Raw genomic sequence first — 16,329 nt, forward strand, 5'->3', positions numbered from 1 at the left:
CGCGACCTGTCCCGGCCGGGGGTAGTCGTGTTGCCGCAAATGGGCTGTGGGCGTATCTGATGAGTCTTTCCGGACTGCTTGACCTTGTTCGCGCTGACCCGAAACTGACCGCCGCTCTCGAGGAGGGCGGCGACGTCGCGCTGGTCGCGCCGTCCGCGCTGCGCCCGTTCGGCGTGGCCGCGCTCGCGGGCCACGACCAGCGCACCGTGCTCGCGGTCACCGCGACCGGGCGTGAGGCCGAAGACCTGGCCGCGGCGCTGACCAGCCTGGTCGATCCTGCGGAGCTCGGCTCGGTGGCGGTGTTCCCGGCATGGGAGACGCTGCCGCACGAGCGGCTCTCGCCGCGCAGCGACACCGTCGGTCAGCGGCTCGCGGTGCTCAGGCGGCTGGCCCACCCGATCAAGGACGACACCGCCGCCGGGCCCCTCAGCGTGATCGTCACCCCGATCAGGGCGCTGCTGCAGCCGATCGTGAAAGGGCTCGGCGACCTGGAGCCCATCAGGCTGCGCGCGGGCGACGACGCCGACCTCGACGACGTCGTCGGCAACCTCGTCAACAACGGCTACCACCGGGTCGACATGGTGGAGAAGCGGGGTGAGGTGGCCGTCCGCGGCGGGCTGCTCGACGTCTTCCCGCCCACCGAGGAACATCCGCTGCGGCTGGAGTTCTGGGGCGACACGGTCGAGGAGATCCGCTGGTTCAAGGTGGCCGACCAGCGCTCGCTGGAGGCGGCCGAGGACGGGTTGTTCGCGCCGCCGTGCCGCGAGCTGCTGCTGAGCGACGAGGTCAGGGCCAGGTCCCGCGAGCTGGCCGAGGAGCACCCGGCGCTGGCCGAGGTGCTCGACCAGCTCGCCGACGGCACGCCGGTGGAGGGCATGGAGGCGTTCGCGCCCGTGCTGGCCGGGGAGATGGACCTCCTGCTCGACCACCTGCCGGCCAGGTCGGCGGTGTTCGTGTGCGACCCCGAGCGCATCAGGAGCAGGGCGGAGGAGCTCGTACGCACCTCGCAGGAGTTCCTGGAAGCCTCGTGGATCAACGCGGCGGCCGGCGGCGAGGCGCCCATCGACCTGGGGGCGGCGGCGTTCCGCTCGCTGGAGGAGATCCGCACGCACGCCGACGTGCTGGGGCAGCCCTGGTGGACGATGGCGCCGTTCGGCGCCGGCGTCGAGCTCGACGCGCACGACTCCGAGGCCTACCGCGGCGACACGGCCAGGGCGCTGGCCGACATCAAGGGCTGGCTGGCCGACGGCAAGGCGGTCGTGCTGCTCAGCGAGGGCCACGGCCCCGCCGAGCGCATGGTGGAACTGCTCAAGGGCGTCGACGTGCCCGCGCGGCTGCGGGAGTTCATCGACCAGCCGCCCGAGCCCAAGGTCGTACACGTCACGACGGGCCTGATCGAGCACGGCTTCATCACGCCGGGCCTGGCCGTGCTCACCCATCTCGACCTGGTCGGGCAGAAGGCGTCCACCAAGGACATGCGGCGGCTGCCGTCGCGGCGCCGCAACATGGTCGACCCGCTGCAGCTCAAGGTCGGCGACCACGTGGTGCACGAGCAGCACGGCGTGGGCCGCTACGTCGAGATGGTGCAGCGCACGGTCCAGGGGGCCACCCGCGAATACCTGGTCATCGAATATGCCAAGGGCGACCGCCTCTACGTGCCCACCGACCAGCTCGACGAGGTCACCCGCTATGTCGGCGGCGAGGCTCCCACGCTCAACCGCATGGGCGGCGCCGACTGGGCCAAGGCCAAGTCGCGGGCGAAGAAGGCGGTCAAGGAGATCGCCGGCGAGCTGATCAGGCTCTATTCCGCCCGCATGGCCTCGCCGGGGTATGCCTTCGGGTCGGACACGCCGTGGCAGCGGGAGATGGAGGACGCCTTCCCCTACGCCGAGACCGGCGACCAGCTGGAGGCCATCGACGAGGTCAAGCGTGACATGGAGCGCGGCGTCCCGATGGACCGGCTGATCTGCGGCGACGTCGGCTACGGCAAGACCGAGATCGCGGTGCGGGCGGCGTTCAAGGCGGTGCAGGACGGCAAGCAGGTGGCGGTGCTGGTGCCGACGACGCTGCTGGTCCAGCAGCACATGTCGACGTTCGCCGAGCGGTTCTCCAGCTTCCCCGTCGCGATCAGGGCCGTCTCGCGCTTCCAGACCGACGGCGAGGTCAAGGGCAGCCTCGAAGGGCTCAGGTCCGGCGCCGTCGACGTGGTGATCGGCACGCACCGGCTGCTCAGCCCCGAGGTCAGGTTCAAGGACCTCGGCCTCATCATCATCGACGAGGAGCAGCGGTTCGGCGTCGAGCACAAGGAGGCGATGAAACACCTCCGCACGCAGGTCGACGTGCTGGCCATGTCGGCCACGCCGATCCCGCGCACGCTGGAGATGGGGCTGACCGGCATCCGCGAGATGTCGACGATCCTCACGCCGCCGGAGGAGCGGCACCCGATCCTCACGTTCGTGGGGCCGTACGAAGAGAAGCAGATCGGGGCGGCGATCAGGCGCGAGCTGATGCGCGACGGACAGATCTTCTTCGTGCACAACCGGGTCGCCTCGATCAACCGGGTCGCCGCGCGGCTGCGCGAGCTGGTGCCCGAGGCGCGCATCGCGGTGGCCCACGGGCAGATGAACGAGCACCAGCTCGAGAAGATCATGGTCGGCTTCTGGGAGCGCGAATACGACCTGCTGGTCTCCACCACGATCGTGGAGTCCGGGCTCGACGTGCCCAACGCCAACACGCTGATCGTCGACCGGGCCGACAACTACGGTCTGTCGCAGCTCCACCAGCTCAGAGGGCGGGTCGGGCGAGGCAGGGAGCGCGGCTACGCCTACTTCCTCTATCCGCCGGAGAAGCCGCTGACCGAGACCGCGCACGAGCGGCTCGCCACGATCTCGCAGCACACCGAGATGGGCGCGGGCATGTACGTCGCGATGAAGGACCTCGAGATCCGCGGCGCCGGCAACGTGCTCGGCGCCGAGCAGTCCGGGTTCATCGCGGGCGTCGGGTTCGACCTCTACGTACGCCTGATGGCCGAGGCCGTGCAGGAGCAGAAGGCCAAGCTGTCGGGCGCCGAGGCGCCGGAGGAGCAGCACGACGTCAAGGTCGAGCTGCCGATCAACGCCCACATCCCGCACGACTACGTCACCTCCGAGCGGCTGCGCCTGGAGGCGTACAAACGGATCGCGGCCATCGCCTCGCCCGCCGACATCGACGAGGTCCGCGACGAGCTCACCGACCGCTACGGCCGGCCGCCGACGGAGGTCGAGAACCTCCTGGAGGTGGCCAGGTTCCGCATCAAGGCGCGCTCGGCCGGGCTGACGGACGTCACGCTGCAGGGCCAGAACATCAAGTTCGGCCCGGTGCGGCTGCAGGAGTCGCAGCAGGTCCGGCTCGACCGGCTCTACAAGAAGGCGATATACAAGCAGGCGGCGGAGACTCTGCTGGTCCCGGTGCCCAAGACCAAGCCGCTGGGAGGGCAGCCGCTGCGCGATCTCGACCTGCTCAAATGGTGTGGCGATCTGGTCGAGGCGATGTTCCTCGAGCCCGCACGGGTAAGCTAGCGGCGATTTACGGTCGGAAAGGGACGTACGTGAAGTCGATACGAGTGGCTGTGGCCGCCGCGGCGGCGGGCATGGCGCTGACCGCCTGCTCCTCGCCCATGCAGGCCGGCGCCGCTGCCGTGGTGGGCAACGAGCGCATCTCCGCCAGCCAGTTGAACGAGGAGACGCGGGCCTACTCCGACGCCCTGCGTAGGGCCAAGCTGCCTGCGCAGCTGGAGGCCGCGCTCGGCGGGAGGAGCCTCGAAGAGGTCTTGGAGCAGGAGACCGGCGCGTCGACCAGCCGGCGCGTGTTGCAGCGCATGGTCGAGGTCAGCGCGTACAGCCAGCTCATGGCGCGCCACAACGTGCAGGTGAGCCAGGCGGAGATCGACAAGATCATCCAGAGCCCGCTCGGGCCCGACGGCACGCAATATCCGTCCGCCGAGCTCCAGCTCCTGATCGGCCAGGGCACCGTCGCGCCCGCGAACGCCCGCGACTACGGCCGGGCGCTGGCCGGCCTGATCAAGCTGCGGGAGAAGTTCGGCGGCCAGGGCGGGGAAGAGCGGTTCAAGAAGGAACTGAACACGGTGAAGGTCACCTACAGCCCTCGCTTCGACACGCTCAACCCCAGGTTCGGCAAGGTCACCGAGCAGCAGCCGCAGCAGCAGGGCTAGCCCGTGCCGCTGATCGTCGTCACCACCTCGCCCAGGGTCGCTCCAGGCCTGCTGAGCCACCAGGCCTGGCAGGCGTTGCGCTCGGGTCCGGTGCTGACCGGCAACGCCGCGCATCCCCAGCTCCCCTACCTGGCCGAGGCCGGTGTCGAGGTCGAGGTCGTCGAGCCCGACGCGCGGGAGCTGGCCGCCAGGTCGGTCGCCGAGACGGTCGTGTGGCTGGCCGAGGACGACGAGGCCTTCATGCGGGCGGTGGGCAACGCCGCCATCGGGCTCGACGAGCCGCCGCTCATCGAGGTGGTGCCGGGGTCCTACGACCTGCCGGGGGCGCGGGTGCTCGACCTGGTCGCGGTGATGGACCGGCTGCGCACCGAGTGCCCGTGGGACCGCAAGCAGACGCACGAGTCGCTGGTGCCGTACCTCCTCGAAGAGGCCTACGAGGTGCTGGAGACGATCGAGCAGGGCGACTATCCCGCGCTCCGAGAGGAGCTCGGTGACCTGCTGCTGCAGGTGGTCTTCCACGCGCGGGTGGCCGAGGGCTTCGACATGGACGACGTCGCCGAGGGCATCGTCGGCAAGCTCGTACGCCGCCACCCCCACGTGTTCGGCTCGGTGCGGGCGGAGAGCGCCGACGAGGTGAACGACAACTGGGAGGCGATCAAGGCGGCGGAGCGGGCGGCCAAGGGCAGCGAGTCGGCGCTCGACGGCGTGCCCATGGGCCAGCCGGCGTTGTCGCTCGCCGCCCAGCTCCTGCGCAGGGCCGAGCGCGCGGGGGCGCCCGGGTCGCTGTCGGCCGCCGTCGGCCAAGGAGTGGCCAGGGAGCTGTTCGACCTCGTGCGCAGGGCCGCGGAGGCCGGGCTCGACGCCGAGGCCGAGCTGCGGGCGGCCGCCCGCACCTACCGAGACCGGGTGCGCACGTGGGAGTCGTCCAGCTGAGCGGGGCGTACCGATAGGCTCTGATGGCATATTGCCTTTCGATTTAGGAGCGCATCCCGTGGCTACCATCGAGGTCGTATACGCCCGCGAGATCCTCGACTCCCGGGGCAACCCGACGGTCGAGGTCGAGGTCGTGCTCGACGACGGCAGCAGTGGCCGTGCGGCAGTGCCGAGCGGGGCGTCCACCGGCCAGTTCGAGGCGGTCGAGCTGCGTGACGGCGGCAAGCGTTACGGCGGCAAGGGCGTCGAGAAGGCCGTGCTCGCCGTGACCGACGAGATCTTCGAGGAGATCAACGGGGTCGAGGCCGAAGACCAGCGCATCATCGACCAGATCATGATCGACCTGGACCGCACGCCCAACAAGGCCAAGCTGGGCGCCAACGCCATCCTGGGCGTCTCGCTGGCCGTCGCCAAGGCCGCGGCCGACAGCGCCGACCTGCCGCTCTTCCGCTATGTCGGCGGCCCCAACGCCCACGTGCTGCCCGTCCCGATGATGAACATCCTCAACGGCGGAGCCCACGCCGACACCAACGTCGACATCCAGGAGTTCATGATCGCGCCGATCGGCGCCGGGACGTTCCGCGAGGCGGTGCGTGTGGGCACCGAGGTCTACCACGCGCTCAAGGGCGTGCTCAAGGAGAAGGGCTACGCCACGGGGCTGGGCGACGAGGGCGGTTTCGCGCCCAATCTGCCGTCCAACCGCGACGCGCTCGACCTGATCCTCGTCGCGATCGAGCGGGCCGGCTACGTGCCGGGCGAGGACGTCGCGCTGGCGCTCGACGTGGCCGCCTCCGAGTTCCACAAGGACGGCGTCTACACGATCGACGGCAAGGGCCTGTCGGCGCAGGAGCTCATCGAGTTCTACGCCGACCTGGTCGCCAACTACCCGCTCGTCTCGATCGAGGACCCGCTCGACGAGGAGGACTGGGCGGGCTGGAAGGCCATCACCGACGCGCTCGGCGACAAGGTGCAGCTCGTCGGCGACGACCTGTTCGTCACCAACCCGGAGCGGCTGGAGCGCGGCATCAAGGACGGCACGGCCAACGCCCTGCTGGTCAAGGTCAACCAGATCGGCACGTTGTCGGAGACGCTCGACGCGGTCGACCTGGCCCACCGCAGCGGCTACCGGTGCATGATGAGCCACCGTTCCGGCGAGACGGAGGACACGACGATCGCCGACCTCGCGGTGGCGGTCAACTGCGGCCAGATCAAGACCGGAGCGCCTGCCCGTTCCGACCGGGTCGCGAAATACAACCAGCTGCTGCGCATCGAGGAGCTTCTGGACGACGCCGCCCGTTACGCGGGTCGCGCGGCTTTCCCGCGTTTCCGGCGCTAGTTTCGAGCGAGGGAGCACCGAAGCCCGGGGCGGCGGCTCTCACGGCGACCGAGCCGCCTCCCGAGGTGAGGCGACGAGCAGGGGGTGCAGCACATGGCGAAGAGACCGCAGCTGACCGGGCGGGCGGCCATCCTGGCCGTCGTGGTGTGCGCGATCGCGATGAGCCTGGCCTACCCCGTCCGCGAATACATCAGCCTGCGCCGCAGCATCTCGGAGCTGCGCGAGGAGAAGGCCAGGGTCGAGGCGGAGAAGCAGGCCCTGCTGGCCCGCGACCGGCAGAGCAACGATCCCAACTGGATCAAGAAGACCGCCAAGGAGCGGCTGCACTACTGCGGTCCTGGCGAGAAGTGCTATGTCGTGATGGCGCCCCACCGGGGCAAGGAGCAGGCGGAAGTGAAGCAGCCCGCGGCGGTGCCGCCGTGGTACCAAACGCTCTGGGAGTCCGTAGAGGCCGCGGACAAGGGCACCGGGCGCCGGGCGGTCACCGGGAAGGAGAGTGTTGGACGGTAAAGACGCCGAGGTCGTGCACCGGCAGCTCGGGCGGCCGCCCAGAGGGCTGCGCGAGGTGGCGCACCGCTGCCCGTGCGGCAACCCCGACGTGGTCGAGACCGCGCCGCGGTTGCCCGACGGCTCGCCGTTCCCGACTCTCTACTACCTGACCTGCCCGAAGGCGGCCTCGGCCATCGGCACGCTGGAGGGCTCCGGCCTGATGCGCGAGATGCAGGCGAGGCTGGCCACCGAGCCCGAGCTGGCGCGGGCCTACCAGGCCGCGCACGACGACTACGTCGCCAGGCGCGACCAGGCCGCGCGTGAGCAGGGCCTGGAGCCGTTGCCGCAAGACATGCAGAGCACGGGCGGCATGCCGCTGCGGGTCAAGTGCCTGCACGCCCTCGTCGCACACGAGCTGGCGGTGCCCGGCGGCAACCCGATCGGCAGGGAGGCGCTCGACGCCCTCCCCGAATGGTGGAGTGACGGACCATGCGTGTAGCCGCCGTCGACTGCGGCACCAATTCCGTACGCCTGCTCATCGCCGACACCGGCGACGACGTGCTGGACGACGTCGAGCGGCGGATGGAGATCGTCCGCCTGGGTCAGGGCGTCGACCGCACCGGCAGGCTGGCCCCCGACGCGCTGGAGCGTACGTTCAAGGCGATGCGCGCCTACCGCGAGCTGATCGACAGGCACGGCGCGACCGCGACCCGTGTGGTGGCCACGAGCGCCACCAGAGACGCGGCCAACCGGCAGGAGTTCGTGGCCGGCGTGCACGAGCTCTTCGGGGTGGAGCCGGAGGTCGTGACGGGCGACGTGGAGGCCGAGCTGTCGTTCACGGGCGCGACCAGGGGCCTGGTCACATTGTCGCCCGAGACGGAGGTGCCGCAGGGGCCGCTGCCCCCCTACCTGGTGGTCGACATCGGCGGCGGGTCCACGGAGTTCGTGGTCGGCTCCGAGCACGCCGAGGCGGCGCTGTCGGTGGACATCGGCTGCGTACGCCTCACCGAGCGGCATCTGCGTGCCGGCGACCCGCCCTCGGCGCCCGCTCTGGAGGCCGTGGTGGCCGACATCGAGGCGGCGCTCGACCGGGTCGAGTCGGCGGTGCCGGTGCGGCGGGCGCACACGCTCGTGGGCCTGGCGGGCTCGGTGACCACGGTGGCCGGCATGGCACTCGATCTGCCCGCCTACGACCCTGACCGCATCCACCATGCGCGGATCTCCGCCGAGCAGGTCCACGACGTGACGCGGCGGTTGCTCGCGATGACGCATGGTGATCGTGCCGCCGTTCCGGTCATGCATCCGGGGCGCGTGGATGTCATTGGCGCGGGAGCGCTTATTCTCGACCGGATCGTACGCCGTTTCGCATTTTCCCAGGTCGTTGTTAGCGAGCACGACATCCTTGACGGTATTGCGTGGTCTATAGCCGGATAGCTGAAGAAATCCGGACATTTCCGGTCTATGCATCATGTTGAGGGCGCGATCAGTATTGTGCTTGAGTAAAGGTGCATACGGGGGCTTTGCCATATCGCTGCGCACGGAAGGTGCCGGCGTGGCGACCGTCCCCGAGCGCGCCTCTTCCCTCAAGGAATGGAGCACTCTCACATGATGTCTGTTGGGTTAGCACGTAAGGCGGCGGCGATCGGTGCGTCGACCGCGGTGCTGGCCGCCTTGGCTGCGGGCCTGGTCTCCAGTCCGGCGCAGGCGGCGACCGCGGCCACGGCCGCCGCTGCCAAGGCGAAGGCGGGTTCCAAGGTCACGGTGGCCCGGCCGAAGGCCTCCACCCGTAATTACGAAGGTTCCTGCCCGGCCAAGATCAAGTTCTCGGCCACGGTCAAGGTGCCTGTCAAGGGCAAGACGAAGCTGGCCTACCGGTGGCTGCACGGCGACGGGTCCAAGAGCAAGGTCAAGACGGTCACGCTCAAGGGCAAGGGGACCAAGACGGTCACCGTCCGGCAGTCCATCACCTTCAAGGACGACGTCAAGAAGGGCTGGGAGGCCGTCCAGGTCCTCGGCCCGAAGAAGGTCACCTCGAAGAAGGGCTACTTCTCCGTCTCCTGCGAGAAGGAGGAGAGGCTGAAGGAGGTGCGCACGCACCTCGACCGGACGGTGTCGGCGCGTGCCTGGGTCAACCCCAGCAGGTACGTCGGCTCCTGCGACGGTGACAGGATCGGCGTCGCCGGCGTCATCAAGACCGACCGCCCGACGTGGGTGCGTTACCGCTGGGTCCTCAACGGTGACGTCGTCGACTACGGCAAGGTCAAGGTCCGCGACGCGCGCAAGGTCGGCTTCAGCTTCGCTCCGCGCCACAGCCAGCGCGGCTGGGCGCAGCTGCAGGTGCTCCGTCCGGACGCCACCTCCTCCAACCGCGCCTACTACAAGGTCTGGTGCAAGGACAAGCCTCCGGTGCACGTGCCCGGCTCCCACGCCAAGGTGAGCGCGTCCAGCTCGGTCTCGACCACGGCCGCGTGCTCGCTGAGCGCCTCCGGCACCATCCGCTCGACCGGCGCCGCCCGGGTGAAGTGGAGCTGGACGCTCAACGGTGCGACCGTGTCCAGCGGTGTGGCCGAGTTCGGCCGTCACGGTGGTTCCGAGCGCGTCTCCTTCTCGAAGGGCAAGCTGACGGGCCGGCACGCCCACGGCGGCAACGTGACGCTGTCGGTCACGGGCCCGAACAACAGCGACTCCTCCACGAGTGGCTACGCGCCCTGCGGACCGGACGCTCCGGCTCCGTCCGCTTCGCCGACGTCGGTGCCTTCGCCCCCGGTGGCTTCGCCTCCGGCCAGGGACCTGCCGTCCAAGTGAGCGACTGAACGAAGAACCGGGTGGTGCCTCCTGGCGCCACCCGGTTTCTTGTTGCCGCTACTGCGCTATGCACAGTAGTGTTCATGGCGTGGATAGCAGCCAGCTGCTCAAAGGCGTGCTCGACCTGGCCGTGCTGGCCGTGCTCAAAGAGCGCGACGGCTACGGCTACGACATCGTGCGCAGGCTCAGGGAGGCGGGTCTCCACGAGGTGGGCGACGCCTCGGTCTACGGGACGCTGCGCCGCCTGTTCAAGGCCGGTGCGCTGACCTCATATGTGATGGCGTCCGACGAGGGCCCGCACCGCAAGTACTACGGGCTCAACGAGGTCGGCCTGAGCATGTACGCCGCCTCGGCGAAGACCTGGTCCTCCTTCGCGGAGACCATGGCATCCCTGCTCAAGGAGGGCCAAGAATGACTCCAGAAGAATACGCGCAGGCCGTACGCGATGCTCTGGCCGATCACCCGGAGCGGGAGGAGCTGCTCGACGACCTCGACGACCATCTGGCCGAGATCGCGGCGGAGTCCGGTCTGCCGCTGGAAGACCGGCTGGGGCCGCCCGCCGCCTACGCGGAGGAGCTGGCCGCCGCCTACGGGGAGCGCCCCGAGCGCCGGCGTGGACGCCGTCGAGGCCCGCGGGAGCAGGCGCTGAGGGCGCATGCCTTCCTCATGGGCTACACGCCTTACAGGAGCCTTGTGGCCTTCCTGCCGGAGCTGCGGCCGGGGTGGTGGGTGCTGCGCGGCTACGTGCTGGCCATGATCCTGGTGTCGATGGCCGGCGACAGCAGGCTCGGTCCGGCGACCGCCGCCGACTGGGCCGTGGCGGTGGCCTGCGTCCTCGCCTCGGTGTGGTTCGGCAGGAGGCGCAGGGGCCGGCTGGTCGTGCTGCTCGCGGTGGCCGCCAACGCGGTGGCCGGGCTGGCGTTGTTCGCCGCGATCGTCGACGCGCCACGCTCGCCCGCTCCGGAGTCGGTCTACATGGCCGAGCCCGCGTGGGTGCGCAACGCGTCGTCCGACGGCGTCTACAACATCAAGCCGTACGCCAAGGACGGCACCCCGCTGACCGACGTCTACCTCTACGACCAGGACGGCAACCCGCTCACCACCGACCCCGAGCAGTACGGCTACACGGTCGACAGGTCGTGCGGCGAGCCGATCCTCAACCGCTACCCGCTGCCGCTGACCAGGCCGGACTACGTGAGCACCGGCTCGCCGTCGCCGTCGCCTTCCTGCGCGCAGCCGGCGCCGAGCGCCACCCCGTCGGCCGCCGATCAGGAGCCGACGTCCACGGCGACGCCGAGTCCCAAGGCGACGCGCTGATCGGGCACCATCGGTGTCATGAGCTTCGTACCTCCCGGCACCGGATGGCCAGGCGATCCGGCGACCCCTGACACTCCCGTCGCGCTCGACCCCGCGGACGTGCGCCGCCTGGCCTCCGCCAGCGACACCCTCGCGGAGCTCACGGCCAGGCAGTCCGTCTGCCGGGCCTGCCCCCGCCTGGTGGAGTGGCGCGAGGAGGTCGCCAGGGTGCGCCGGCGCGCGTTCGCGGACGAGACGTACTGGGGCCGTCCCGTCCCCGGCTGGGGTGACGAGCATCCGCGGATCCTGATCGCGGGGCTCGCGCCGGCCGCCCACGGCGGCAACAGGACCGGCCGGATCTTCACCGGCGACCGCAGCGGCGACTGGCTGTTCGCCTCGTTGTACCGCACCGGCCTGGCCGCGCAGGAGACGAGCACGCACGCGGGCGACGGGCAGCGGCTCATCGGCGCGCGGGTGGTGGCGCCGGTGCGCTGCGCGCCGCCGGCGAACAAGCCGACGCCGGCGGAGAAGAGCGCGTGCTTCCCGTGGATGGCGCGGGAGCTGGCGCTGGTCGCGCGCGACGTGCGGGTGGTGGTGGCGCTCGGCGGCTACGCCTGGCAGGCGGTGTGGCCGGCTCTCAAGGACGCGGGCTACGCGCTGCCGCGCAGCAGGCCGCCGTTCGGGCACGGCGCGGAGGTCGAGATCGCGTACGACGGCGCGCCCGTCACGCTGCTCGGCTGCTACCACCCGAGCCAGCAGAACACGTTCACCGGCCGCGTCACCGCCCAGATGCTGGACGAAGTCTTCGCCCGTGCCAGGTCACTGGCTGTGTGACGCGTCGCACCATGCCAGGAATGGCTTCATCGGACATCCTTGGCGTAGGCTTGTGAATGCTTTCACAAGCACTCCATGAGGGATGTGGCTCAGGATGAACCAGCACATTCTTATCGTCGGCGGAGGATACGTCGGCCTCTACACGGCGCTCCGGCTGCAGCGCAAACTCCACCGTGAGCTGCGCAGCGGCGAGGCGCGCATCACGATCATCGATCCGCAGTCCTACATGACCTACCAGCCGTTCCTGCCCGAGGCGGCGGCCGGCAACCTGTCCCCCCGGCACATGGTCGCGCCGCTGCGGCGCGTGCTGCCGAAGGTGCACATCCTCAACGGCACGGTCACCAAGGTCGACCACGCCGAGCGCACCGCCACCTTCCAGCCCGCCGAGGGCGAGCCGCGCCAGGTGGCCTACGACGTGATCGTCATGGCCGCCGGGTCGATCTCCCGCACGCTGCCCATCCCCGGGCTGACCGACATCGGCATCGGGTTCAAGACCGTGGGTGAGGCCATCGCGCTGCGCAACCGCGTGCTGCACCTGCTCGACGTGGCCGAGTCGGCCGACGACCCCGAGGTGCGGCGCAGGGCGCTCACGTTCGTCGTGGTCGGCGCGGGCTTCGCGGGCGTGGAGGCGCTGGCCGAGCTGGAGGACATGGCCAAGCACTCGACGCGCTACTACCGCAACATCAAGCCGTCGGACCTGCGCTGGGTGCTCGTCGAGGCCACCGACCGGGTGCTGCCCGAGGTCGGCCCCGAGATGGGCAGGTGGACCCTGGAGCAACTGCGCGAGCGCGGCATCGACGTCCGGCTCGAGACCCGCCTGGAGTCGTGCGAGGGCGGCCACGTGGTGCTCTCCGACGGCTCGGAGTTCGACGCCGAGACCCTCGTGTGGACGGCGGGCGTCAAGCCGAGCACGGTGGTCAACGACAGCGACCTGCCGCTCGACGAGCGCGGCCGGATCAAGGCCACGGCCATGCTGACCGTCGCGGGCACGGAAGGCGCGTTCGCGGCCGGCGACGCGGCCGGGGTGCCCGACGTGACCAACCCCGGCCAGTACTGCGCGCCGAACGCCCAGCACGCCGTGCGCCAGGCCAAGGTGCTGGCCGACAACATCGTGCGGTACCTGCGCGGGCAGCACCTGGCGGAATATCGCCACAAGTACGTCGGATCGGTCGCGGGGCTGGGCCTGCACCAGGGCGTCGCGAACGTCTATGGCGTCAAGCTTCGCGGATTCCCTGCATGGTTCATGCACCGCACTTACCATCTGTCGCGGGTGCCGACGCTGAACCGCAAGGTCCGCGTCGTCGTCGACTGGACCCTGGCCCTGTTCTTCAAGCGGGAGACGATCTCGCTGGGTGAGATGGAGCACCCGCGAGACGGCTTCAGGGCCGCAGTGGCGACGACTCGCCGCTAGCCCGGGAACGGCAGCGCCCCGGTGAGCCTCGCCGGGGCGTGCGGCGCCCCTGGTCGCATGAGCGGAAGGGGAACCACGGGTGGGGCTCTCAGCGGTGACCGTGCTCGGAGTGGACCGGCCCGGCGTGATCGCCGCGGTCACCGGTTCGCTCGCCGACTGCGGGGCGAACATCCAGGACTCGACCATGACGCTGCTCGGCGGCCACGTGGCGATGATGTTGCTCGTGTCGGGAGAGGTGGACGCGGCCGAGCTGAGCAAGCGCCTGTGCGCGCCCGACCTCGTGGTGACCGCCTCGGCGATCGAGGCGCGCCGCCACTTCTGCGACGACGGCGGCGGCCTCGGCTACGTGCTGACCGTCCACGGCCCCGACAGGCCCGGCATCATCTCCGCCATCAGCGCCGTGCTCGCGGCCGACGGAGGCAACATCACCGGCATGAGCACCCGGCTCACCGGGCGGCTCTACGTGCTGATCGCCGACGTCGAGCTGCCGAAGGAGGTGGACGTGGCGGCGCTCATGCGCAGGCTCGCCGCGGTCGGCGCCGGACTCGACTCCGAGATAACGTTTCGACCCGTCGAACCGGATCTGTTGTGACCCGGCCGGCGGACGGAAAGCACCGCGAGGTGATCGACGCCCCGCACCCGTTGCTGTCCACCCCCGCCGAGCCGGTGGACCCGACCGCCCCCGAGGTCGTGGCCGCCGCCGCCGATCTGCGGGCCACCCTGCGCCACGAGCCCTCCATGACCGGCCTGGCAGCCCCCCAGATCGGCCTGAGCTGGCGGCTGATCGCCTTTGACGCCGGGCGCCACCCCAGGAGCCGGTCGTGCGCCGGAGAGGTCGTCATGGCCAATCCACGGCTCGCGACGGCCGCCCGCTGGAACCACCTGCGCGAGGGGTGCGTGTCCGTCCCCGGGGTCACCGCCGACGTACGTCGTGCGACGCGCATCACCGTACATGGGCATTTGCCAGGCACGGGCGAGCCGGTCACCATCGAGGCGGATGCCGTGGAAGCCCGTTGCATTCAGCACCAACTGGACCATCTGGACGGTCTACTCTTCTTGGACAGAGTGGTGGGAGCACTATCACTTCACCGCAGTCATCACAGTTGTGACGCCTGATACGAAGTTGTGCTCCTCGGAAGCATGGTCCGTTTCGTATGATTGCGGCGCCCCCGTAGCCCAATGGCAGAGGCAAACCCCTTAAAAGGGTTGACGTGCGGGTTCGAATCCCGCCGGGGGCACCTGCCATCTTTCGCCGCCTTTAGGGCTCTGACCTGGAGGTTTGCCGCGATCGTCGAACGGGCCCCTTCGACCGTTTCCCGGCTGATATCGACTTGTTATGGAGTTGTCGCGTTCTGGGTGCTCCATCGCTGGTGGAGGCCCTGTCCTGGGGTGGGTGGCCCCGTCCGCGGACCGGCGTCCGCGTTTGCCTCCCTGGAAAACTATCCGGGCCGCCGCGACCATATTGACAAACGGGCCGCCTTCTGCTTTCCCGGACCGCCGGAGTTTCTTAGTGTGAATGGTTGACTACGGAATACAACCGCTCGCCCTTTTCCCGTTGGAAAAACTCATCACGCACCGGAAGGGCTCCGTCACGCACCCTCGCGGGAAGGCCCCCGCCGGCCGGGCCGGGATGATCTCGGCGGCTCGTGGCCGACCTCGGGAACTTGGCGCCGGAGACGTTCGTTGTCAACGCTGCCGAAGTCCCGAACCAACATCGATCTGACGCGTCAGTTGACCAAGGTGCCGCCAGGCCCCGTAGGCTCGGCGTCACAGGAGGCAGCGATGGAGAGCAAGAACCCCGTATTCAGCAGGTCGCGGCAGCAGGCCGCGGGCTGGGGCGGACCGACCCCGTCCCCCGACCAGTTGCAGAACATGTACGACGCCCCGTCGTACGCACCGCCGGCCAGGCCCGCACACCGGACCATGACCCTCGATGACGTCGTGGTGCGCGGGTTCCTCACGCTCGGGGTGCTCGTCCTGGCCGCGGCCGCGGCCTGGGTCCTCAACGTCCCGCCCATGGTCGCCATCGGCGCGGCCGTCATCGCGCTGATCATCGGTCTGATCGCCTCGTTCACGATGAGCACCAACCCGGCGCTCATCCTGGCCTACGCGGTGTTCGAGGGCATCTTCCTCGGCAAGATCAGCGCCGTGTTCGAGGGCGCCATCAGCGGCATCGTGCTCCAAGCCGTGCTGGGCACGGCATTCGCGTTCGGCGCGGTGCTGACGGTCTATTCGTTGCGCATCGTCCGCGTCACGCCCAAGCTCGTGAAGTTCGGCATCGCCGCCGCCATCGCGGCCATCGGCCTGCTGCTCGTCAACCTGCTCGTCGGCCTGTTCAACGACGGCGGCCTCGGCCTGCGCACCGACAGCCCGATCGGCTGGGCCTTCAGCATCGTCATGATCCTGATCGGCTGCTTCTTCCTGCTCCTCGACTTCGACGCGATCGAGCAGGGCGTCAAGCAGGGCGCCCCGGAGAAGTTCGCCTGGCAGTGCGTGTTCGGGCTGACGCTCAGCCTGGTGTGGATCTACCTCGAGGTGCTGCGGTTCGTCAGCTACTTCAGCAGCAGCGACTGATCGTTCGTCCCCGCGTCATCCGGGAGGGCTCCGCCGTTCAGGCGGGGCCCTCTCTGCGTACCTGTGTGCGACCGAAAATCTACCCGCCGTCACAAAATGATGCCTGACTCAGGGCTTGCCATTCGCACGCTGGTGTTGCAGTGTCAACGAAAGGAACCTTATCCGCGGAGGTGCCCATGTCCTTGAACCACTCACCGGAGACGCAGACGAAGCTGATCGCAAGGGTCCCGACCATAACGGGACGCGAACTCCCAGAGTGGTTCCAAGCCATCGACAACGGCCCGAGCTTCCTCAGATGCGATGAGCGGGCCAACTGGCTCGCCGACGAGCACGGGTTGACCCACGGCTACGCCGCCGCGATCGTCCACGAGCACGAGCGGCACCGCCGTAACCGCATGGGCTTTGTCTAAGCCCTACCATCCTCGCGCCCGTGTGCTGCAC

At 69.6% G+C, this 16,329-nt stretch carries 16 protein-coding genes and 1 tRNA gene; all 17 read left to right on the forward strand.

The features are described from left to right. Positions 1-59: 59 nt before the first annotated feature. Positions 60-3,557 carry a transcription-repair coupling factor gene (mfd, locus tag ACTWPV_RS15455; RefSeq protein ID WP_443152280.1) on the forward strand — a complete coding sequence of 1,166 codons (3,498 nt, stop codon included), beginning with the start codon at positions 60-62 and terminating at the stop codon, positions 3,555-3,557. 29 nt (positions 3,558-3,586) lie between these two features. Continuing rightward, positions 3,587-4,210 (forward strand): hypothetical protein, encoded by a 624-nt coding sequence (locus ACTWPV_RS15460; protein WP_347646237.1) that lies wholly within the window; start codon positions 3,587-3,589, stop codon positions 4,208-4,210. Positions 4,211-4,213: 3 nt separating this feature from the next. Next, positions 4,214-5,143: a MazG family protein gene (locus tag ACTWPV_RS15465; protein ID WP_443152281.1), complete on the forward strand. Its 930-nt coding sequence runs from the start codon at positions 4,214-4,216 to the stop codon at positions 5,141-5,143. A 58-nt stretch (positions 5,144-5,201) separates the two neighbouring features. Continuing rightward, the gene (eno, locus tag ACTWPV_RS15470) at positions 5,202-6,479 is read left to right on the forward strand and encodes a phosphopyruvate hydratase (RefSeq protein WP_443152282.1); all 1,278 of its coding nucleotides are present in this window, start codon (positions 5,202-5,204) and stop codon (positions 6,477-6,479) included. Between the two features lie 93 nt (positions 6,480-6,572). Next, positions 6,573-6,989: an FtsB family cell division protein gene (locus ACTWPV_RS15475; protein WP_347624118.1), complete on the forward strand. Its 417-nt coding sequence runs from the start codon at positions 6,573-6,575 to the stop codon at positions 6,987-6,989. Next, positions 6,979-7,467 carry a DUF501 domain-containing protein gene (locus tag ACTWPV_RS15480; protein ID WP_443152283.1) on the forward strand — a complete coding sequence of 163 codons (489 nt, stop codon included), beginning with the start codon at positions 6,979-6,981 and terminating at the stop codon, positions 7,465-7,467. The genes ACTWPV_RS15475 and ACTWPV_RS15480 overlap by 11 nt, the downstream gene beginning before the upstream one ends. Continuing rightward, entirely contained in the window at positions 7,458-8,402 is a 945-nt protein-coding gene (locus ACTWPV_RS15485) for a Ppx/GppA phosphatase family protein (RefSeq protein ID WP_443152284.1), read from the forward strand. The genes ACTWPV_RS15480 and ACTWPV_RS15485 overlap by 10 nt, the downstream gene beginning before the upstream one ends. Positions 8,403-8,576: 174 nt before the next feature. Beyond that, complete coding sequence (locus ACTWPV_RS15490; protein WP_443152285.1) at positions 8,577-9,773, forward strand: hypothetical protein; 1,197 nt, start codon at positions 8,577-8,579, stop codon at positions 9,771-9,773. Between the two features lie 88 nt (positions 9,774-9,861). Then, a complete protein-coding gene (locus ACTWPV_RS15495) occupies positions 9,862-10,188 on the forward strand; it encodes a PadR family transcriptional regulator (protein WP_347624114.1) in 327 nt (108 codons plus the stop codon). Beyond that, positions 10,185-11,090: a hypothetical protein gene (locus ACTWPV_RS15500; protein WP_443152286.1), complete on the forward strand. Its 906-nt coding sequence runs from the start codon at positions 10,185-10,187 to the stop codon at positions 11,088-11,090. The genes ACTWPV_RS15495 and ACTWPV_RS15500 overlap by 4 nt, the downstream gene beginning before the upstream one ends. Before the next feature lie 18 nt (positions 11,091-11,108). Next, positions 11,109-11,903, forward strand: coding sequence for a uracil-DNA glycosylase (locus ACTWPV_RS15505; RefSeq protein ID WP_443152287.1), 795 nt, complete (start codon positions 11,109-11,111; stop codon positions 11,901-11,903). Positions 11,904-11,997: 94 nt separating this feature from the next. Continuing rightward, a complete protein-coding gene (locus ACTWPV_RS15510; protein WP_443152288.1) occupies positions 11,998-13,314 on the forward strand; it encodes an NAD(P)/FAD-dependent oxidoreductase in 1,317 nt (438 codons plus the stop codon). A gap of 79 nt (positions 13,315-13,393) precedes the next feature. Continuing rightward, positions 13,394-13,906, forward strand: a complete 513-nt coding sequence (locus ACTWPV_RS15515; RefSeq protein WP_132597469.1) for a glycine cleavage system protein R — start codon at positions 13,394-13,396, stop codon at positions 13,904-13,906. Positions 13,907-13,935: 29 nt separating this feature from the next. Then, entirely contained in the window at positions 13,936-14,430 is a 495-nt protein-coding gene (locus ACTWPV_RS15520) for a peptide deformylase (RefSeq protein ID WP_347646246.1), read from the forward strand. A 49-nt stretch (positions 14,431-14,479) separates the two neighbouring features. Then, positions 14,480-14,552 (forward strand) — tRNA-Leu (locus tag ACTWPV_RS15525). 544 nt (positions 14,553-15,096) lie between these two features. After that, a complete protein-coding gene (locus ACTWPV_RS15530) occupies positions 15,097-15,888 on the forward strand; it encodes a Bax inhibitor-1/YccA family protein (protein ID WP_347646247.1) in 792 nt (263 codons plus the stop codon). A gap of 176 nt (positions 15,889-16,064) precedes the next feature. Next, positions 16,065-16,298, forward strand: coding sequence for a DUF4287 domain-containing protein (locus ACTWPV_RS15535; RefSeq protein ID WP_347624108.1), 234 nt, complete (start codon positions 16,065-16,067; stop codon positions 16,296-16,298). Positions 16,299-16,329: the final 31 nt, after the last annotated feature.

It is taken from the genome of Nonomuraea sp. KM88, from assembly GCF_052245635.1.
Taxonomy (GTDB): domain Bacteria; phylum Actinomycetota; class Actinomycetes; order Streptosporangiales; family Streptosporangiaceae; genus Nonomuraea.